This is a genomic window from Frigoribacterium sp. RIT-PI-h (genome assembly GCF_001297205.1).
GTDB lineage: Bacteria > Actinomycetota > Actinomycetes > Actinomycetales > Microbacteriaceae > Frigoribacterium.
This window is the reverse complement of sequence record NZ_LHOZ01000065.1, coordinates 145,831-165,165: the sequence shown is the minus strand read 5'-3', so window position 1 is coordinate 165,165 and position 19,335 is coordinate 145,831. Positions and strand designations below refer to the sequence as shown.

The following is a 19,335-nucleotide window of genomic DNA, read 5'->3' as shown; positions in this document are numbered from 1 at the left end:
GGATGCGGACGGGCGGAGGGGGTTCGTCCCTATACTTGCAGGTGCTTGCCAGTCGCACGCCCTCTCGGTCCCGAGTCACCGGACGAACCGTCCCGATCCCCGCCCCCAGCGTGTGTGCGACCCAGCCGACGACGTCTCGGCAGGCGCACGTCAGCGCGGGAGCGAATCGACCCCGCGCAGTTCGCATCAAGAAGGGTCAACTTCCAGTGGCAGATCTGCAATGGGAATCCATTGACAACAAAGCAGTAGACACGGTCCGCGTCCTCGCGGCCGACGCGGTCGAGAAGGTCGGCAACGGCCACCCGGGCACCGCGATGAGCCTGGCGCCCGCCGCCTACCTGCTCTTCCAGAAGGTCATGCGTCGTGACCCGAGCGACAGCACCTGGATCGGTCGCGACCGCTTCATCCTGTCCGTCGGCCACAGCTCGCTGACGCAGTACATCCAGTTCTACCTGGGTGGCTACGGTCTCGAGCTCGACGATCTCGAGGCCCTCCGCACCTGGGGCTCGAAGACCCCTGGCCACCCCGAGTACGGCCACACCGACGGCATCGAGATCACGACCGGTCCGTTGGGTCAGGGCTTCGCCAGCTCGGTGGGCTTCGCCTACGCCGCCCGCTTCGAGCGTGGCCTGTTCGACCCCGACGCCGCGCCCGGCACGAGCCCGTTCGACCACTTCGTCTACGTCATCGCCGGTGACGGCGACATGCAAGAGGGCGTCACGAGCGAGGCCGCGTCGCTGGCCGGCCACCAGAAGCTCGGCAACCTCGTCGCCATCTACGACTCGAACCAGATCTCGATCGAGGACGACACCAACATCGCCTTCACCGAGGACGTCCACAAGCGCTTCGAGTCCTACGACTGGGACGTCCAGGTCGTCGACTGGAAGAAGACGGGTGAATACGTCGAGGACGTCGCCGAACTGCACGACGCCATCGAGAAGGCCAAGGCCGTCACCGACAAGCCCTCGCTGATCATCCTCAAGACGATCATCGGCTGGCCTTCGCCCAAGAAGCAGAACTCCGGCAAGATCCACGGCTCGGCACTGGGTGCCGACGAGGTCGCCGGCCTGAAGTCGGTCCTCGGCTTCGACCCCGAGAAGTCGTTCGACGTCGACCCCGCCGTCCTCGAGCACACCCGCAAGGCCGTCGAGCGCGGCCAGGCCCAGCACGCCGAATGGGACGAGAAGCTCGCCGCCTGGGCGTCGGCCAACCCTGACAAGAAGGTCATGCTCGACCGCATCCTCGCGAACGAGCTGCCCGAAGGCATCGAAGAGGCTCTCCCCGTCTTCGAGGCAGGCAAGGACGTCTCGACCCGCGCCGCATCGGGCAAGGTCATCAACGCCCTCGCCGGCGTCGTCCCCGAGCTCTGGGGCGGCTCGGCCGACCTGGCCGAGTCGAACCTCACGACGATCACGGGCTCGAAGTCGTTCGTGCCGACCGAGTGGTCGACCGACGAGTGGAGCGGCGACCCGTACGGTCGCGTGCTGCACTTCGGCATCCGCGAGCACGCGATGGGCGCCATCCTCAACGGCATCACGCTGCACGGCAACACGCGCCCGTTCGGTGGCACCTTCCTCATCTTCAGCGACTACATGCGCCCCGCGGTCCGTCTCGCGGCACTGATGAAGTCGCCCGCGATCTACGTCTGGACCCACGACTCCGTGGCCCTCGGCGAGGACGGGCCGACCCACCAGCCGATCGAGCAGCTCGCGTCGCTGCGGGCGATCCCCGACCTGGACGTCGTGCGTCCGGCCGACGCGAACGAGACGGCCTGGGCCTGGGCGACGATCCTGGAGCGCCACCACGGCCCCGCCGGCATCGCGCTCAGCCGCCAGAACCTGCCCGTCTTCGAGCGCGGTACCGGTGACGCCGAGGGCGACACCTTCGCGTCGGCGAAGAACGTCGCCAAGGGCGCCTACGTCCTGGCCGAGGCGCCGGGCGGCACGCCCGACGTGATCTTCGTCGCGACCGGCTCCGAGGTGCAGATCGCCGTCGAGGCCCGTGAGGTCCTGCGCGGCGAGGGCATCAACGCCCGCGTCGTCTCAGCTCCGAGCATCGAGTGGTTCGACGAGCAGAGCGACGAGTACAAAGAGGCCGTCCTGCCGGCCGCCGTCAAGGCCCGCGTCTCGATCGAGGCCGGTGTGGCCATGCCGTGGCGCGGCATCGTCGGCGACGCCGGTCGCAGCGTGTCGATCGAGCACTTCGGCGCCTCGGCCGACTACAAGACGCTGTTCAAGCAGTTCGGCATGACGACCGAAGCCGCCGTCGCCGCCGCCAAGGACTCGATCGCCGCTCTCTGAGCGTCGACAAAGGAAGAAGAAGAACATGACTGATTCGAACACCGCACAGCTCTCCGCCGCCGGCGTGAGCATCTGGCTCGACGACCTCTCGCGCGAGCGCATCAACGCGGGCGGCCTGCAGAAGCTGATCGCCGAGCGCAACGTCGTCGGCGTCACCACCAACCCCACGATCTTCGCCTCGGCTCTGGCCAAGGGCGAGGCCTACGACGACCAGGTCGCCCTGCTCGCCAAGACCGGTGTCAGCGTCACCGACGCCGTCTTCGAGATCACGACCGACGACGTCACCCGTGCCTGCGACATCTTCCGCGAGGTCTACGACACGACCGACGGCTTCGACGGCCGCGTGTCGATCGAGGTCGAGCCGGGTCTGGCGCACGACGCCCAGGGCACCATCGACCAGGCGGTCAAGCTGGCCGCCAAGGTCGGTCGCCCCAACGCCCTCATCAAGATCCCGGCTACCGTCGAGGGTCTCGAGGCCATCACCGCGGTCATCGCCCAGGGCATCAGCGTCAACGTGACGTTGATCTTCAGCCTCGAGCGCTACCGCGCCGTCATCAACGCGTACCTCACGGGCCTCGAGCAGGCCAAGGCCGCCGGCATCGACATCACCGAGATCCACTCGGTCGCCTCGTTCTTCGTCTCGCGTGTCGACACCGAGATCGACAAGCGCCTCGACGCCGTCGGAACGGACGAGGCCAAGGCACTCAAGGGCAAGGCCGGCGTGGCCAACGCCCAGCTCGCCTACGAGGTCTACCAGCAGGCCTTCGACACGGAGCGGGCCAAGGGCCTCCTCGCTGCCGGTGCCAACAAGCAGCGTCCCCTCTGGGCCTCGACCGGAGTCAAGGACCCCGCCGTCCTCGACACCACCTACGTGGTCGAGCTCGTCGCCCAGGACGTCGTCAACACGATGCCCGAGAAGACTCTCGAGGCGACCTTCGACCACGGTGAGATCCGTGGCGACACGATCAGCGCCTCCTACGCGTCGGCCAACGAGACCATGGACGCGATCGCCGCGCAGGGCGTCTCGTACGACGACGTGACCGAGACCCTCGAGAAAGAGGGCGTCGAGAAGTTCATCGTGTCGTGGAACGAACTGCTCGACACGGTCACGGCGGCCCTCGAGGCAGCCAAGCCCGCCGGGGAGTCCAAGTGACCATCACCATCGCTGCCAGCGGAGACGCGGCACAGGCGGTCGAGACGGTCGTCCCGCAGCTCGTGAGCGACCTCGTCGCTTCGGGCATCACGGCTCAGAACCCCACCCTGTGGGGCCCTGACGCCGAGGACGAGTCGGCCAAGCGTCTCGGTTGGACCGAGGCCGTCGTGGTCTCGACTCCGCTCCTCGACGAGATCGACTCGTTGCGCAACGAGCTCGCCGCCAAGGGCGTCGACCACGTCGTGCTCGCGGGCATGGGCGGTTCGTCGCTCGCGCCCGAGGTCATCACCCGCACCTACGGTGTCGAGCTCACCGTGCTCGACGCGACGGAGCCCGGTCAGGTCCTCACGGCCCTCGCCGACCGTCTCGAGCGCACCGTGCTGGTCGTGTCGTCGAAGTCGGGTTCGACCGTCGAGACGGCCAGCCAGCGCAAGACGTTCGAGAAGGCGTTCACCGACGCGGGCATCGACCCCGTCGAGCGCATCGTCGTGGTCACCGACCCGGGTTCGCCCCTCGACGGGCAGGCTCGTGAGGCCGGTTACCGCGTCTTCAACGCCGACCCCAACATCGGCGGGCGTTACTCGGCCCTCTCGGCGTTCGGCCTCGTGCCGTCCGGCCTGGCCGGTGCCGACATCCGCGAGCTGCTCGCCGAGGCCGACGCCGTCACGGTCGAGTTGGCGCAGGACCGTGCCGACAACCCCGGCCTCGTGCTGGGCGCCGTGCTGGCGGGCACCTCCCCGCTGCGTGACAAGATCGCGATCGTCGCCGACGGCACCCACATCGTCGGGTTCCCGGACTGGGCCGAACAGCTCATCGCCGAGTCGACCGGCAAGCAAGGTCGTGGACTGCTCCCCGTGGTGATCGGGACCTCCGCCCCCGAGATCACGGCGGGTCTGCACGACGTGCAGGTCGTCCGTCTCGTGGCGAACGCCGACGAGACCCGCGAGGTCGCGCCCGGCGAGGTCGAGATCTCGGGTTCGCTCGGCGGCCAGATCATGGTCTGGGAGTACGCCGTCGCGGTAGCCGGGCGTCTGCTCGACATCAACCCGTTCGACCAGCCGGACGTCGAGTCGGCGAAGATCGCGACGCGTGCGCTGCTCGACGACCGTCCCGAGCCCACTCCCCCGGCCTTCACGGCCGAGGGCGTCGAGGTACGCGAGGTCGGAGGCGTCGAACTGGGCGACACGCTCGAGTCGGCGGTGGCCGCGCTGCTCTCGCACCTGAGCGACGACGGCTACCTCTCGATCCAGGCGTACGTGGACCGCGTGGCGAACCCGCAGCTTGAAGAGATCCGTGACCTCCTCGCGGCTCGCACGCAGCGTCCCGTCACCTTCGGGTGGGGGCCGCGCTTCCTGCACTCGACGGGTCAGTACCACAAGGGGGGCCCCGCCAACGGTGTCTTCCTGCAGATCACGCAGGTGCCCGCGACCGATCTCGAGATCCCGGACAGCCCGTTCACGTTCGGGCAGCTCGTGCAGGCACAGGCCGCCGGTGACGCGAAGGTCCTGGCGGAGCACGGTCGTCCCGTACTCACGCTGACCGTGACCGACGTGGCGGCCGCACTGCCGGTCATCACCGCCGCACTCCGCTGAGCCGAAAGGGCCGGCGTCCTCACGGGCGCCGGCCCTTTCGTCTTGCCCCCGGGTGGTCTCCGCAGGTCTCGCCCGTCCTCGACCGGATCACCCCTCGAACCACAGAACGGAACCCCATGTCACCGGTGCCGATCACGCCGGAGTCCAACCCGCTGAGGTTGCCCTCCGACCGACGTCTCAACCGCATCGCCGGCCCGAGCGGCCTGATCATCTTCGGTGTGACGGGCGACCTCTCCCGCAAGAAGCTCATGCCCGCCGTCTACGACCTCGCCAACCGTGGCCTGTTGCCGCCCGGCTTCGCGCTCGTCGGTTTCGCCCGTCGTGAGTTCGAGGGCCAGGACTTCGAGCAGGTCGTCTACCAGGCCGTCAAGGACCACGCCCGCACGCCGTTCGACGAAGACGTCTGGCGTCAGCTCAAAGAGGGCTTCCGTTTCGTCCAGGGAGTCTTCGACGACGCCGACGCGTTCGCTCGGCTCAAGGACACCATCGAAGAACTCGATCGCGAGCGCGGCACGATGGGGAACCACGCGTTCTACCTCTCGATCCCGCCCAAGGCCTTCCCCATGGTCACCGAGCAACTCCGCAACTCCGGGCTCGCCGAGGAGAAGGACGGTGCGTGGCGTCGCGTCGTCATCGAGAAGCCCTTCGGCAGCGACCTCAAGACGGCCCGCGAACTCAACGCCGTCGTCGAGACGGTCTTCGAGCCCGACAGCGTGTTCCGCATCGACCACTACCTCGGCAAAGAGACGGTGCAGAACCTGCTCACGCTGCGGTTCGCGAACCAGATGTACGAACCCCTCTGGAACTCCAACTACGTCGACCACGTCCAGATCACCATGGCCGAGGACATCGGAGTGGGCGGCCGGGCCGGCTATTACGACGGCATCGGTGCCGCCCGCGACGTCATCCAGAACCACCTCCTCCAACTGCTCGCCCTGACGGCGATGGAAGAGCCGGTCACGTTCGCCGCACGCGATCTCCGGGCCGAGAAGGAGAAGATCCTCTCGGCCGTCCGCCTGCCCGCCGACCTCGCCACCGGCACTGCACGAGGCCAGTACGCCGGCGGGTGGCAGGGCGGCGAGAAGGTCCTCGGCTTCCTCGACGAAGAGGGCATGGACCCCGAGAGCACGACGGAGACCTTCGCCGCCATCAAGCTCGAGATCGCCACCCGACGCTGGGCGGGCGTGCCCTTCTACCTCCGCGCCGGGAAGCGTCTCGGGCGTCGCGTGACCGAGATCGCGGTCGTCTTCAAGCAGGTGCCCGAGAACATCTTCGGCACCCAGACGTCCCTGGGGCAGAACGCTCTCGTGATCCGGGTCCAGCCCGACGAGGGAGTCACCCTGCGGTTCGGGTCCAAGGTGCCCGGCATCGGCACGCAGGTCCGCGACGTCACCATGGACTTCGGCTACGGTCACGCCTTCACCGAGGCCAGCCCCGAAGCCTACGAACGTCTGATCCTCGACGTCCTCCTCGGCGATCCTCCCTTGTTCCCCCGGCACGAAGAGGTCGAGCTCTCGTGGAAGATCCTCGACCCGATCGAGGAGTTCTGGGCCACCCAGGGCCAGCCCGAACAGTACCGACCCGGCACGTGGGGCCCCGCCTCGGCCGATGAACTCATGGCCCGTGACGGCCGTACCTGGAGGCGTCCGTGATCGTCGACCTGCCCGACAGCACCATCAGCCGCGTCCAGAAGACGCTGGTCAAGATCAGGGAAGAAGGAGGCGCGGTCGCGTTGGGGCGCGTCCTCACCTTGATCATCTCCACGCGTCTCGGTGACGAGGAAGAAGCCATCGAGGCAGCGAACGACGCCTCCCGCGAGCACCCCATGAGGGTCATCGTCGTATCCACCTCGGCCGGCGTCGACGACGGCGAGGGACGACTCGACGCTCAGATCCGCGTGGGGGGCGACGCCGGTGCCAGCGAGGTCATCCTGCTCCGGGCCTACGGTGAGACCGCGAGCGACGAAGAGGGGCTCGTCACCGGGCTCCTGCTCCCCGACGCTCCCGTCGTGGCGTGGTGGCCCAAGACCGCTCCCCCCGTCGTCTCGGAGTCCCCACTGGGGCGCATCGCGCAACGGCGCATCACCGACGCCGCGAGTCAGTCCAACCCGCGCCAGTCGATCATCGACCTCGCTCGCAGCTACGCTCCCGGTGACACCGACTTCGCCTGGACCCGGCTCACCCTGTGGCGGGCACAGCTCGCCGCGGTGCTCGACCAGCCGCCCTACGAGTCGGTGACCGAGGTCGGTGTCTCCGGGGCGCCCGACTCCCCCTCGACGCTCCTCCTTGCCGCCTGGCTGCGTCTGCAGCTCCAGGTGCCCGTCGACGGAGAGTTGACGACCCGGGCGACCGGCTCGAGCGGCATCCACGGGGTCCAACTCGTCCGCGCCTCCGGGTCCATCGTCCTCGAACGTTCCCTCGACGACGTCGCGACACTGACCCAACCGGGCCAGCCCACTCACGACCTCGCGCTGCCACGCCGCTCGCTTCGCGACTGCCTGGCCGAGGAACTCCGTAGACTCGACCCCGACGACCTGTTCGGGAACGTCGTGAGACACGGGGTCGGCCAATTGAGCGAACCCGTCCAGAGCAACTAGAGCAGATAGAGAACCGTGACGAACGAACGCCGGGTGCTGGTCCACCCCGACAAAGAATCGCTGGGTGCGTCCGTGGCCGCCCGCTTCATCACCAAGATCATCGACGTGCTCGAAGAGCAGAACTATGCGTCGGTCGTCGTGAGCGGCGGGTCGGTGAGCACGCTCGTGCTGGCGGCCATCAACGCGTCACCGGCCCGCGACAGCGTCGACTGGTCCAAGGTCTCGATCTGGTGGGCCGACGAACGGTGGGTTCCCGCCGGAGACTCCGACCGCAACGACACACAGGCCGGCATCGACCTGCTCGACCACATCGGGTTGCTGCCCGAGAACGTCCACCGTTTCGGTGCTGTCGGCGACTACGCCGACGTCGAGGCAGCGGCCGTCGCTTACCGCGACGAGCTCCGCCAGCACGCACAGGCCGACGACGAGGCCCCCCGCTTCGACATCACGCTTCTCGGCGTCGGTCCCGACGGTCACGTGGCCTCGTTGTTCCCCGACAAGGCGCAGATCCGTCAGCTCGAGCCGACCGTGCTCACGATCGACGACTCCCCCAAGCCGCCGCCGGTGCGCCTGACGCTGAGCTTGCCGGTGATCAACAACTCGCAGCGCGTCTGGATGATCCTCGCCGGGGCCGAGAAGGCCTCGTCTCTGGGGCTCGCCCTCGCGGGTGCCGGTGCGGACCAGGTGCCGGTGGCCGGGGTCAAGGGGCGCAAGCGCACCGTCTTCTTCGTCGACCAGGACGCAGCCGCCGAGGTCCCCGAGAACCTGATCGCCTCCACGTACTGAGTCCCGGCCCGGACCGAGCGTTCGTGGCACGACGAAGGGCCCCGCAGCTGATGGCTGCGGGGCCCTTCGTCGTGGTCGGCGTCGAGACACCAGGAGGTGCGCTCGACTTGGCTCAGGCCTTGCCGCGTCGGACGCGCAACTGCTGAAGGGCCTCTTCGAGCAATTGCTCGGCCTCTTCTTCGGTCCGGCGCTCTTTCACGTACGCGAGGTGAGTCTTGTAGGGCTCGAGCTTGGCGACCGTCGGTGGGTTCGCCTTGTCGCGACCTGCCGGCAGCCCGCTCGAGGGCGAATCGACGGTCTCGGGGATCTCTTCGTCGGGCACGTTGGCCGCGAAGTGGCGTACGACCTCGTTGCCGAGGGCGTCCCAGTACGAGATGGTGATCCGCTCGGCGTGGAAGCCACGGTCTTGTTCGCCCATGGGGCCCGCGCCGACGCGCGAACCGCGGATTGCACTACCGCCCGAGGCCATCAGCTGACCGCCGCGAACTTGGTGATGAGGCCAAGGACCACGATGCAGGTGATCCAGACGAGACCCAGGAAGACCGTGATTCGGTTGAGGTTGCGCTCGGCGACGCCGGACGCCCCGAGGTTGCTCGTGACACCACCGCCGAACATGTCGGACAGACCGCCGCCGCGACCGCGGTGGAGCAGGATGAGGAGGGTCAGCAGGAGGCTCGTGATGCCGAGCAACACCTGCAGGATGACCTGGAGAATTTCCACGTGGGACCTTTCGATGCGGTGAGACCGCTGAACAGTATAACCGCGAGAGGCCGTCACCCCGGCAGCACGAGCCGGAAGGGCACCGACGGGCGGCGCCCCGATCGGCTCAGACGCCGACGTGCGCCTGGAAACGGACGATGCTGGCGAACTCCGACACGTCGAGGCTCGCCCCACCGACGAGGGCTCCGTCGACGTTGGGCTCACGCATGAAGGACGCGATGTTGGTGGACTTGACCGATCCGCCGTAGAGGACACGGGTCGCGGCGGCGGCGTCAGAACCGACGATGTCGACCAGGGCCACCCGCAGCGCGGCGCAGACCTGCTCGGCCTGCTCGGCCGTGGCCGCTTGCCCGGACCCGATCGCCCAGACGGGCTCGTAGGCCACGACGATCTCGGCGGACGCGGGCACCTGGGCGAGCGCCGCACGGAGTTGAGCCACCGGCACCGCGCTCGGTCCGTGCTGCTCGAGGTCGTCGGCCGTCTCGCCGACGCAGATCACGGGGACGAGGCCCGACCGATGAGCCGCAGCGACCTTCGTCGCCACGACCTCGTCGTCCTCGGCGTGGAGCGTCCGGCGCTCCGAGTGCCCGACCAGGACGTAGCGGACGTCGAGCTTGGCGAGGAACGGCCCCGAGACCTCGCCCGTGTAGGCACCGGAATCGTGGGCGGAGAGGTCCTGGGCTCCGAGCGCCAGCTCGAGCTTGTCGGCGTCGAGCAGGGTCTGCACGCTGCGGATGTCGGTGAACGGCGGGAACACCGCGGTCTCGACCGAGTCGAAGTCGTGCTTGGCGTCCTTGAGGGACCAGGCGAGCTTCTGGACGAACGCGATCGCCTGCAGGTGATCGAGGTTCATCTTCCAGTTGCCGGCGATGAGGGGGGTGCGCGTGGTCACCATCCGAGGACCTCCAGTCCGGGGAGTCGTTTGCCCTCGAGGAATTCGAGGCTGGCTCCACCACCGGTGGAGATGTGGCCGAACTGGTCGTCCGTGAAGCCCAGGGCACGAACGGCCGCGGCCGAGTCGCCACCGCCGACGACACCGAGACCCGAGACATGGGTGAGAGACTCGGCGACCGCCTTGGTGCCGTGTGCGAAGGCCGGGAATTCGAAGACTCCCATCGGTCCGTTCCAGAAGACCGTGGACGACGTCTGGACGGTCTCGGCGAAGCGGGCCGCCGTCTCGGGGCCGATGTCCAACCCGAGGGCATCCGCACCCAGAGGAGAGGACTCGATGCCGTCCGAGGCGACCACGGTGTGGTCGGCATCGGCGCTGAACGACGAAGCGACCACCACGTCGACGGGGAGGACGAGATTGACGCCCCGACGCGCGGCTTCGTCGACGTAGCCCCGGACCCGGTCGAGCTGGTCCTTCTCGAGCAGGCTCTTGCCGACGGGGAGCCCCTGGGCGGCGAGGAAGGTGAAGAGCATGCCGCCACCGATGAGCAGGTTGTCGACCCGCGGGAGCAGGTGCTCGATGACGCCGAGCTTGTCGGACACCTTCGAACCTCCGAGGACCACGGTGTAGGGCCGTGTGGGGTTCTCGGTCAGCTTGTCGAGGACCTCGAGCTCGCGGGAGATCAGCGTGCCGGCTGCGCTCGGGAGGAGCGCGGGGAGCTCGTACACGCTCGCCTGCTTGCGGTGCACGACGCCGAAGCCGTCGGAGACGAACACGTCGCCGAGTTCGGCCAGGCGACGGGCGAACTCCTGACGCTCCGACTCGTCCTTCGACGTCTCGGCAGCGTTGTAGCGGAGGTTCTCGAGCACCATGATCTGGCCGTCGGTCAGACCGGCCACCGCTGCGGTGGTCTCGTCGCCGACGGTGCTCGCCCCGAAGCCGACGCTCTTGCCGAGGAGTTCGCTGAGTCGTTGCGCGACCGGTCGCAGGCTGTACTCGGCCTTGGCCTCGCCGTCGGGGCGACCGAGGTGCGAGATGACGACGACCCTGGCCCCCTGGTTGATGAGTAGGTCGAGGGTCTCGAGGGAGGCACGGATGCGTCCGTCGTCGGTGATCTCGCCGTCCTTCAGCGGGACGTTGAGGTCGCATCGGACGATGACGCGCTTGCCCGACAAGGGACCGAGGGAATCGAGGGTTCGCAGGCTCATGGGTTCGTTTCGGGTTCGGAGGACGATGCCCCGGCCCGCGAGGGCCGGGGCACCGGGGTCGGACTAGAGGCGGTCGGCCCCGTACTTCGTCAGGGCGACGAGGCGGGTCGAGTAGCCCCCCTCGTTGTCGTACCACGAGGGGATCTTGACCAGGTTGCCGATGACCTTGGTGAGCCCCGAGTCGTAGATCGACGAGTGCGGGTCGGTCGTGATGTCGGTGGACACCAGCGGGTCTTCGGAGTAGGCGAGGATGCCCTTGAGCTCGCCCTCGGCTGCGGCCTTGTACGCGGCGTTAATCTGCTCGACCGTCACCGGGGTGCTGGTCTCGAGGGTCACGTCGGTGATCGAGCCGGTGGGGACGGGAACGCGCAGGGCGTAGCCGTCGAGCTTGCCGGCGAGCTCGGGGATCACGAGGCCGATGGCCTTGGCTGCACCGGTCGACGTCGGGACGATGTTGAGCGCGGCGGCACGGGCACGGCGGGGGTCCTTGTGCGGGCCGTCCTGCAGGTTCTGGTCGGCCGTGTACGCGTGGACCGTCGTCATGAGACCGCGCTCGACGCCGAAGTTGTCGAGGAACACCTTCATCAGGGGCGCGAGGCTGTTCGTCGTGCACGACGCGTTCGAGATGATGTGGTGGTTGGCGGGGTCGTAGATGCCCTCGTTCACGCCCAGCACGATGGTGGCGTCGTCACCGGTGGCGGGAGCCGAGATGAGGACCTTCTTCGCACCGGCGGTGATGTGCTTGCGTGCGTCTTCGGCCTTCGTGAAGAAACCGGTCGACTCGACGACGATGTCGACGCCCAGCTCGCCCCAGGGCAGGTTGGCGGGGTCGCGCTCGGCGAGCACCTTGATCGGCTTGCCGTCGACGACGATCGAGTCGCCGTCGAGCTCGACGGTGGCGTCGAGACGACCCGTGATCGAGTCGAACTTGAGGAGGTGTGCGAGGGCAGCGTTGTCGGTCAGGTCGTTGACGGCGACGATCTCGATGTCGGTTCCCTTGGCGAGCGCCGCGCGGAAGTAGTTACGGCCGATGCGACCGAAGCCGTTGATGCCGATCTTGACGGTCAATGAAACTCCTGATGATCAGGCGTCGTGGGGACGCGTGGAGGGTGTGGGCGACCAGGCCCGTGGCGACGCCCGAACTCTCGATGACCTCGGGTCGGACACCGCTTACGACAGTAGCAGTCGCCCTCTGGGATTCGCCGTCCCGTGACGTCATGGGACCCCCTCCGTCGACCTCAGTCGAGGTCGAGGTCGCTCGGGAGATTGGCGTCCGTACCCGGCAGGCCCAGGTCACTGGCTTTCTTGTCGGCCATGGCGAGCAGGCGGCGGATGCGTCCCGCCACGGCGTCCTTGGTCATCGGGGGGTCGGCATGGTGGCCGAGTTCGTCCAAGCTGGCGTCGCGGTGGGCCAGTCGCAGTTCGCCCGCGTACTTGAGGTGGTCGGGAATGTCGTCGCCGAGGAGCTCCATCGCCCGGTCGACCCGGGCGCAGGCGGCGACGGCGGCCTGGGCGGAACGTCGCAGGTTGGCGTCGTCGAAGTTGACGAGTCGGTTGGCGGTCGCGCGCACCTCCCGGCGCTGGCGCATCTCTTCCCAGTCGGTCACGCTCTTCTCGGCACCCATCACCTTGAGCATGGTGCCGATCGCCTCGCCGTCGCGGATGATCACGCGGTGCACGCCCCGGACCTCGCGGGCCTTCGCCGCGACGCCCAGTCGCCCGGCGGCCCCGACGAGCGCCATGGCGGTCTCGTTGCCGGGGCACACGACCTCGAGCGAGGCGGAACGACCGGGGTCGGTCAGGGAACCCTGGGCGAGGAAGGCACCGCGCCAGATCGCGGCGAGATCGTCACGCGAGCCGGTCGTGAGTCGGTTCGGCAAGCCACGCACCGGTCGTCGGCGGGCGTCCATGAGCCCGGTCTGACGGGCCAGCGTCTCGCCGGCCTCGTGGACCCGCACGAGGAACCCGGGGGTGCGTCGTGTGCCGGAGGGAGCCGTCATGGCGACGTCGCTCCGGGCCCCGTACAGCTCGGCCAGGTCTTTGCGGACCCGTCGGGCGATGAGGGCCGAGTCCAGTTCTGCCTCGACCGCGATGCGACCGGAGATGAGGTGCAGTCCCCCGGCGAAGCGGAGAACGGTGGCGAGCTCGGCGGCCCGGATCGTCGTCCTGCTCACCTCGACGCGGGCGAGTTCTTCTTTGACGTCGGCAGTCTGGGCCACTCCGGTTGTTCCTTTTCGTCAGGTCGACTTGTCGTCGGTACACGGGCGTGCTGAACGACCTCGGTGGGTCATTCTCGGCCAAGGTCGCGGTGTTTCACGCTGACCGCCACGCCGGGGAGTCCACGCAGACGCGCCGCCAGTTCACCCACGAGGGTGACCGATCGATGTTTGCCCCCGGTGCAGCCAATGGCGATCGTAGCGTGTCTCTTGTTCTCACGCTGATAGCCCGACAACACGGGGACGAGCGAGGCGGCGAAGGCGTCGACGAACTCTCGTGCCCCGTCCTGCTGCATGACGTACGTCGTGACCGGCTCGTCGAGCCCCGACTGCTGCCGGAGCGCGGGCACCCAGAACGGATTGGGGAGGAACCGCGCGTCACCCACCATGTCGGCGTCGGGGGGCAGGCCGTACTTGAACCCGAAGCTGAGGACGGTCACCTGCACCCCGGCGCGATCGGACTCGGCGAACTTCTCGGAGATCGTCGTGGCCAGCTGGTGGATGTTGAGTTCTGACGTGTCGATGATCACGTCGCTGGTCTCGCGGAGCTCTTCCATGCGCGCACGCTCGGCCAGGATGCCGTCCAGCAAGGTGCCGTCACCCTGCAGCGGGTGCGGCCGCCGGACCTGCTCGAAACGGCGGACCAACGCCGCGTCGGTCGCGTCGAGGAAGAGGACGCGCACCTTGCTGGGCATGCTCGCTCGGAGGGTCCGGACGGCCTCCTGTGCCTCGCTGAAGAGGCGACCCCCGCGGACGTCGACCACGGCGGCGATCTTGGGGAGCGAATCCCCCGCGCGCTCGGCCAGGTCGAGCAACGGTCGCAGCATCTGCGCGGGCAGGTTGTCGACCACGTACCAGTCGAGGTCCTCGAGGGCGTTGCCGACCGTCGACCGCCCGGCACCGGACATGCCCGTCACGATCAGGACCTCTTGTTGTTCGCTGACGTCGCTCATGTCGGTGGTGTCCTCCGGGTCGGCGGGCGGTGCATCGAGTCTAGGCGGGGCTCGTGGGGGGCACGGCGTCGTCGGCCGTCACGTCCTCGGCTCCGCGGAGCCGTTCGACGACGGCCGCGGCGAGGGTCGGTCCGATGCCGCGGATCGCCGAGATGTCGGCGACGTCTGCGTCTTTCAGCCGCTTGACCGAGCCGAAGTGCTTCAGGAGGACGGCCACCCGCGAGGGGCCCAACCCGGGGATCTCGGCCAGTTGCGTCGAGATGTCGCGTTTGCGTCGCTGCCGCTGGTGTGTGATCGCGAACCGGTGCGCCTCGTCCCTGATGCGCTGGATCAGGAACAACGCGTCGCTGTTGCGCGGCAGGATGACCGGGAAGTCGTCGTCGGGCAGCCAGATCTCCTCGAGCCGCTTGGCGATGCCGCACAGGGCGATGTCGGTGACGCCGGCATCGTCGAGAGCTCGTCGCGCCGCCGCCACCTGGGGCTGTCCGCCGTCGACGATGAGGAGGTTGGGGCGGTACGCGAACCGTTTGCGTTGCTCACCCACCTCTTCGACGGGGGCGAGTTCGTCGTCGAGGCGCGAGAGACGGCGGCTGAGGGTCTGGTAGATCGACTCGGTGTCATCAGTCGACTGAGGGATGTTGAAGCGCCGGTACTGGTCCTTCCGCGGCAGACCGTCCTCGAAGACCACCATCGAGGCGACGATGTTCGTGCCCGAGAGGTGGGAGACGTCGTAGCACTCCATGCGCAAGGGCGCGTCGCTCATGCCGAGGGCCTCCTGGATGTCGGCCAGGGCGGTCGACCGGGTGGCGAAGTCGGCGCTGCGACGGGTCTTGTAGAGCATGAGCGACTGCTGCGCGTTGAGGGTCGCCGTCTGCATCAGGTTCGCCTTCTCACCCCGCTGTGCCGTGTGGATCTGCACCCGCCCGCGCCCGCGGAGGGAACTCAGCACGCTCTCGAGGGCGTCGTTGTCGTCCGGCGTCTCGGTCACGACGATCTCGCGGGGAAGCTCGGCGCCGGCGGTGTAGATGCCCTGCAGGACCTGCTCGACGAGGTCGCCGGTCGAGATGTCGATCTCTTTGTCGACGACCCATCCGCGGGAACCACGGATGCGACCGCCCCTCACCGTGAAGAGCTGGACGGCGGCCGCCAGCTCGTCCTCGGCGAGGGCGTAGAGGTCGAGGTCGACGTTGTCGCGGAGGACGACCGCCGACTTGTCGAGCACGGCCTCGAGGGCCTGCACCTGGTCCCTGTAGGCCGCCGCGTCCTCGAAGCGCTGCTCGACGGCGGCCGTCTTCATGGACCGTTGCAGGTCGGCGATCACCTTCTTGTCGTAGCTGCCCATGAACCTGACGAACTCGTCGACGATGGCCCGGTGCTCGTCGATCGACACCTTGTGGGAGCAGGGCCCGCCGCAACGACCGATCTGCCCTGGGAAGCAGGGCTTGCCCGTCTGCATGGCCTTCTTGTAGCTGCTGTCGGAGCACGTGCGGATCGGGAAGACCTTGATCATCAGGTCGATGGTGTCGTGGACCGCCCAGATCTTCGGGTAAGGCCCGAAGTACTTCGCCCCCTTGATGCGCGGGTTCCGCGTGACCATCACCCGGGGCGCCTCGTCGGCCAGGGTGACGGCCATGAAGGGGTAGGTCTTGTCGTCGCGGAACTTGACGTTGAACGGAGGGTCGAACTCTTTGATCCACGTGTACTCGAGCTGCAGGGCCTCGATGTCGCTGCCCACGACGGTCCATTCGACCGACCTCGCCGTCAGGACCATCCGTCGGGTTCGTTCGTGCAAGGAAGGCAGCGGGGCGAAGTAGTTGCTCAGCCGGGCCCGGAGGTTCTTGGCCTTGCCGACGTACAAGACCCGGCCCCGCTCGTCACGCCAGCGGTAGACGCCGGGGTCGGTCGGGATCTCGCCCGCCTTCGGGCGCCAGGAGACGGTGTTGCTCATCGTGCTTCGACGGCCTCCCGACGTCGCGTCGGCGTGGCCTTCTTCTTCTGGACGCGCGGCACGGTGTGACCCGACTCGAGGATCTCCCTGAGGAAGACGCCCGTGTGGCTCTCGGGCACGGTGGCGAGGTGTTCGGGCGTGCCGGTGGCGATGACGGTACCGCCACCCGCGCCTCCTTCGGGGCCCATGTCGATCAGCCAGTCGGCGGACTTGATGACGTCGAGGTTGTGCTCGATCGTGATGACGGTGTTGCCCTTCTCGACGAGGCCGTTCAGCACGAGCAGGAGCTTGCGCACGTCCTCGAAGTGCAGACCCGTGGTCGGCTCGTCGAGAACGTAGACGCTGCGCCCGTTGGAGCGCTTCTGCAGCTCGGTCGCGAGCTTCACGCGCTGAGCCTCGCCACCGCTCAACGTGGTGGCGCTCTGGCCGAGTCGCACGTAGCCGAGGCCGACGTCGACCAGCGTCGACATGAACCGCGAGATCGCCGAGATGGGGGCGAAGAACTCGGCTGCTTCGCTGATCGGCATCTCGAGGACCTCGGAGATGTTCTTTCCCTTGTAGCGCACCGCCAGGGTGTCGCGGTTGTAGCGCGCACCACCGCACACCTCGCAGGCGACGTAGACGTCGGGCAGGAAGTTCATCTCGATCTTGATGGTGCCGTCACCCGCGCAGTTCTCGCAGCGACCGCCCTTGACGTTGAAGCTGAAGCGTCCCGGCAGGTAGCCGCGGGCCTTTGCATCGGTCGTCTCGGCGAAGAGGGTGCGGATGCGGTCGAAGACTCCCGTGTAGGTCGCGGGGTTCGAGCGCGGGGTGCGACCGATCGGTGCCTGGTCCACGTGGACGACCTTGTCGAGGGCGTCGAGCCCCGTGACACGCGTGTGCTTGCCGGGGATCTGACGGGCTCCGTTGAGCTGGTTCGCCAGGACCTTGTACAGGATGTCGTTCACGAGCGAGGACTTGCCCGAACCGCTGACACCCGTCACCGCGACGAAGGTGCCCAGAGGGAAATCGACGGTGACGTCGCGCAGGTTGTTGGCCTTGGCGCCCACGACCGACATCATGCGCTTCTTGTCGACGGGACGACGGCTGGTGGGCGTCTCGATCGAGCGCCGCCCGGCGAGGTAGTCACCCGTGTACGAGTCGGTGTTCGCGACGAGGTCCTCGTAGCTGCCCGAGTGCACGACCGTGCCGCCGTTGACGCCGGCACCCGGACCGATGTCGACGACCCAGTCAGCCGTCTTGATGGTGTCCTCGTCGTGCTCGACGACGATCAGCGTGTTGCCGAGGTTCTTGAGTTTGACCAGCGTGTCGATCAGTCGGCGGTTGTCCCGCTGGTGCAGGCCGATGCTCGGTTCGTCGAGGACGTAGAGCACCCCCGTCAGGCCCGAGCCGATCTGGGTCGCGAGGCGGATGCGCTGGGCCTCGCCACCCGAGAGGGACCCGGCGGCGCGGGCCAGCGAGAGGTACGTGAGACCCACCTCGAGCAGGAACTCGAGCCGGACCCGGATCTCACGAAGGACCTGGGCGGCGATGCGCGCCTCGCGGGTCGTGAGAGTGAGGCTGTTCATGAACTCGAAGGCGTCGGCGAGGCTGAGTTCGGACACGGTCGCGATGTCGTTCCCGTCGACCAGGACGGCGAGGACCTCGGGCTTGAGCCGCTTGCCCTTGCAGACGACGCACGGGATCTCACGGAGGTAGGACGCGTAACGCTGGCGCTGAGTGTCGGTCTCGGCCTCGGCGTACTTGCGCTCGATGTAGGGCATCACACCCTCGAAACCCGTCGAGTACGTCATCTCACGCCCGAAGCGGTTACGCCATTTGACCGTGACCTCGAAGTCGTTGCCCTGCAGGACGGCCTGCTGGACCTTCTCGGACAGGTCGTGCCACGGAGTCTTGAGGCTGAAGCCGAGATCGCCGGCCAGGCCCTCGAGGAGCTTCTGGAAGTAGTTGTAGAGGCCCTTGCCCGACTGGGTCCACGGGAGGATGACGCCGTCGGCGAGGCTCAGCTCGGGATCGCCCAGGAGCAGGTCGGAGTCGACCGACATCTTGGTGCCGAGACCCGAGCACTCGGGGCAGGCACCGAAGGGGGCGTTGAACGAGAACGTGCGGGGTTCGATCTCGGTGAGCTGGACCGGGTGGTTGTTCGGGCACGAGAGCTTCTCGGAGAACGTCCGGTACTTGCCGGCCGCGCCCTCGTCGGTGTCGACGAAGTCGATGGTGACCAGGCCGTCGGTCAGGCGGAGGGCGGTCTCGAGCGAGTCGGTCAGACGGGTCAGCGCCTGATCGGAGGCGACGAGGCGGTCGACCACGACCGAGATGTCGTGCTTGATCTGCTTCTTCAGCTTGGGCGGCGAACTGAGCTGGATCTGCTCACCGTCGACGATGGCCCGGGAGTACCCCGTGGACGCGAGCTCGGCGAACAGGTCGACGAACTCGCCCTTCTTCTGCGAGACCACGGGGCTCAGCACCTGGTAACGGGTGCCCGTCTCGAGGGTCATGAGCTGGTCGGCGATCTGCTGCACGCTCTGCTTGCTGATCTTCTCGCCGCAGACGGCGCAGTGCGGCACGCCGATCCGTGCCCATAGGAGGCGCATGTAGTCGTAGATCTCGGTGATCGTGCCGACCGTGGATCGCGGGTTGCGGTTCGTGGACTTCTGATCGATGGAGACGGCCGGGCTGAGGCCCTCGATGAAGTCGACGTCGGGCCGGTCGACCTGGCCCAGGAACTGCCGCGCGTAGGCGGACAGCGATTCGACGTACCGTCTCTGCCCTTCGGCGAAGATCGTGTCGAAGGCGAGGGACGACTTGCCGGAGCCGGACAACCCGGTGAAGACGACCAACGAGTCACGCGGGATCTCGAGGTCGACGTTGTTCAGGTTGTGCACGCGGGCACCCCGGACGCTCAGCGTGGAGGAACCTTCTACAGGTGAGATGGACACTCTTACCATTCTGTCGATGTGGACGACGCTCG

Annotated in this window: 15 protein-coding genes; 6 read left to right on the top strand and 9 right to left on the bottom strand. The window is 67.8% G+C overall.

The genetic code is table 11. From position 1 onward, the window contains the following. The first annotated feature begins 206 nt into the window (after positions 1-206). The 6 genes from tkt to pgl all read left to right on the top strand — a co-directional run bounded on the left by tkt (position 207) and on the right by pgl (position 8,427). Positions 207-2,300 (top strand): transketolase, encoded by a 2,094-nt coding sequence (gene tkt / locus AEQ27_RS07690; RefSeq protein ID WP_054146095.1) that lies wholly within the window; start codon positions 207-209, stop codon positions 2,298-2,300. 25 nt (positions 2,301-2,325) lie between these two features. Then, on the top strand, positions 2,326-3,453 hold the full coding sequence (gene tal / locus AEQ27_RS07685; RefSeq protein ID WP_054146094.1) for a transaldolase: 1,128 nt from the start codon (positions 2,326-2,328) through the stop codon (positions 3,451-3,453). After that, complete coding sequence (locus tag AEQ27_RS07680) at positions 3,450-5,045, top strand: glucose-6-phosphate isomerase (protein WP_054146093.1); 1,596 nt, start codon at positions 3,450-3,452, stop codon at positions 5,043-5,045. The genes tal and AEQ27_RS07680 overlap by 4 nt, the downstream gene beginning before the upstream one ends. 116 nt (positions 5,046-5,161) lie before the next feature. Continuing rightward, the gene (zwf, locus tag AEQ27_RS07675) at positions 5,162-6,697 is read left to right on the top strand and encodes a glucose-6-phosphate dehydrogenase (RefSeq protein ID WP_054146092.1); all 1,536 of its coding nucleotides are present in this window, start codon (positions 5,162-5,164) and stop codon (positions 6,695-6,697) included. Further along, entirely contained in the window at positions 6,694-7,641 is a 948-nt protein-coding gene (locus AEQ27_RS07670; protein WP_054146091.1) for a glucose-6-phosphate dehydrogenase assembly protein OpcA, read from the top strand. Before zwf ends, AEQ27_RS07670 begins: the two co-directional genes overlap by 4 nt. A 15-nt stretch (positions 7,642-7,656) precedes the next feature. After that, positions 7,657-8,427: a 6-phosphogluconolactonase gene (pgl, locus tag AEQ27_RS07665; protein WP_054146090.1), complete on the top strand. Its 771-nt coding sequence runs from the start codon at positions 7,657-7,659 to the stop codon at positions 8,425-8,427. A 112-nt stretch (positions 8,428-8,539) separates the two neighbouring features. On the opposite strand, the gene AEQ27_RS07660 is transcribed toward pgl, so the two are convergent. From AEQ27_RS07660 to uvrA, 9 genes are all read right to left on the bottom strand, one after another. Further along, positions 8,540-8,896: an RNA polymerase-binding protein RbpA gene (locus AEQ27_RS07660; protein WP_043595011.1), complete on the bottom strand. Its 357-nt coding sequence runs from the start codon at positions 8,894-8,896 to the stop codon at positions 8,540-8,542. Next, positions 8,896-9,147, bottom strand: coding sequence for a preprotein translocase subunit SecG (secG, locus tag AEQ27_RS07655; protein WP_043595012.1), 252 nt, complete (start codon positions 9,145-9,147; stop codon positions 8,896-8,898). The genes AEQ27_RS07660 and secG overlap by 1 nt, the downstream gene beginning before the upstream one ends. A 106-nt stretch (positions 9,148-9,253) precedes the next feature. Next, positions 9,254-10,042, bottom strand: coding sequence for a triose-phosphate isomerase (gene tpiA, locus AEQ27_RS07650; protein ID WP_054146089.1), 789 nt, complete (start codon positions 10,040-10,042; stop codon positions 9,254-9,256). After that, the gene (gene pgk / locus AEQ27_RS07645; RefSeq protein WP_054146088.1) at positions 10,036-11,247 is read right to left on the bottom strand and encodes a phosphoglycerate kinase; all 1,212 of its coding nucleotides are present in this window, start codon (positions 11,245-11,247) and stop codon (positions 10,036-10,038) included. Before pgk ends, tpiA begins: the two co-directional genes overlap by 7 nt. 63 nt (positions 11,248-11,310) lie before the next feature. Then, positions 11,311-12,315, bottom strand: coding sequence for a type I glyceraldehyde-3-phosphate dehydrogenase (gap, locus tag AEQ27_RS07640; RefSeq protein WP_054146087.1), 1,005 nt, complete (start codon positions 12,313-12,315; stop codon positions 11,311-11,313). Between the two features lie 170 nt (positions 12,316-12,485). Further along, complete coding sequence (whiA, locus tag AEQ27_RS07635; protein ID WP_054146086.1) at positions 12,486-13,466, bottom strand: DNA-binding protein WhiA; 981 nt, start codon at positions 13,464-13,466, stop codon at positions 12,486-12,488. Between the two features lie 68 nt (positions 13,467-13,534). Further along, entirely contained in the window at positions 13,535-14,416 is an 882-nt protein-coding gene (gene rapZ, locus AEQ27_RS07630; protein ID WP_054146085.1) for an RNase adapter RapZ, read from the bottom strand. Positions 14,417-14,456: 40 nt separating this feature from the next. After that, positions 14,457-16,364, bottom strand: coding sequence for an excinuclease ABC subunit UvrC (gene uvrC / locus AEQ27_RS07625; RefSeq protein WP_054146084.1), 1,908 nt, complete (start codon positions 16,362-16,364; stop codon positions 14,457-14,459). Next, a complete protein-coding gene (gene uvrA / locus AEQ27_RS07620) occupies positions 16,361-19,312 on the bottom strand; it encodes an excinuclease ABC subunit UvrA (protein WP_152970229.1) in 2,952 nt (983 codons plus the stop codon). The genes uvrC and uvrA overlap by 4 nt, the downstream gene beginning before the upstream one ends. Between the last annotated feature and the right edge of the window lie 23 nt (positions 19,313-19,335).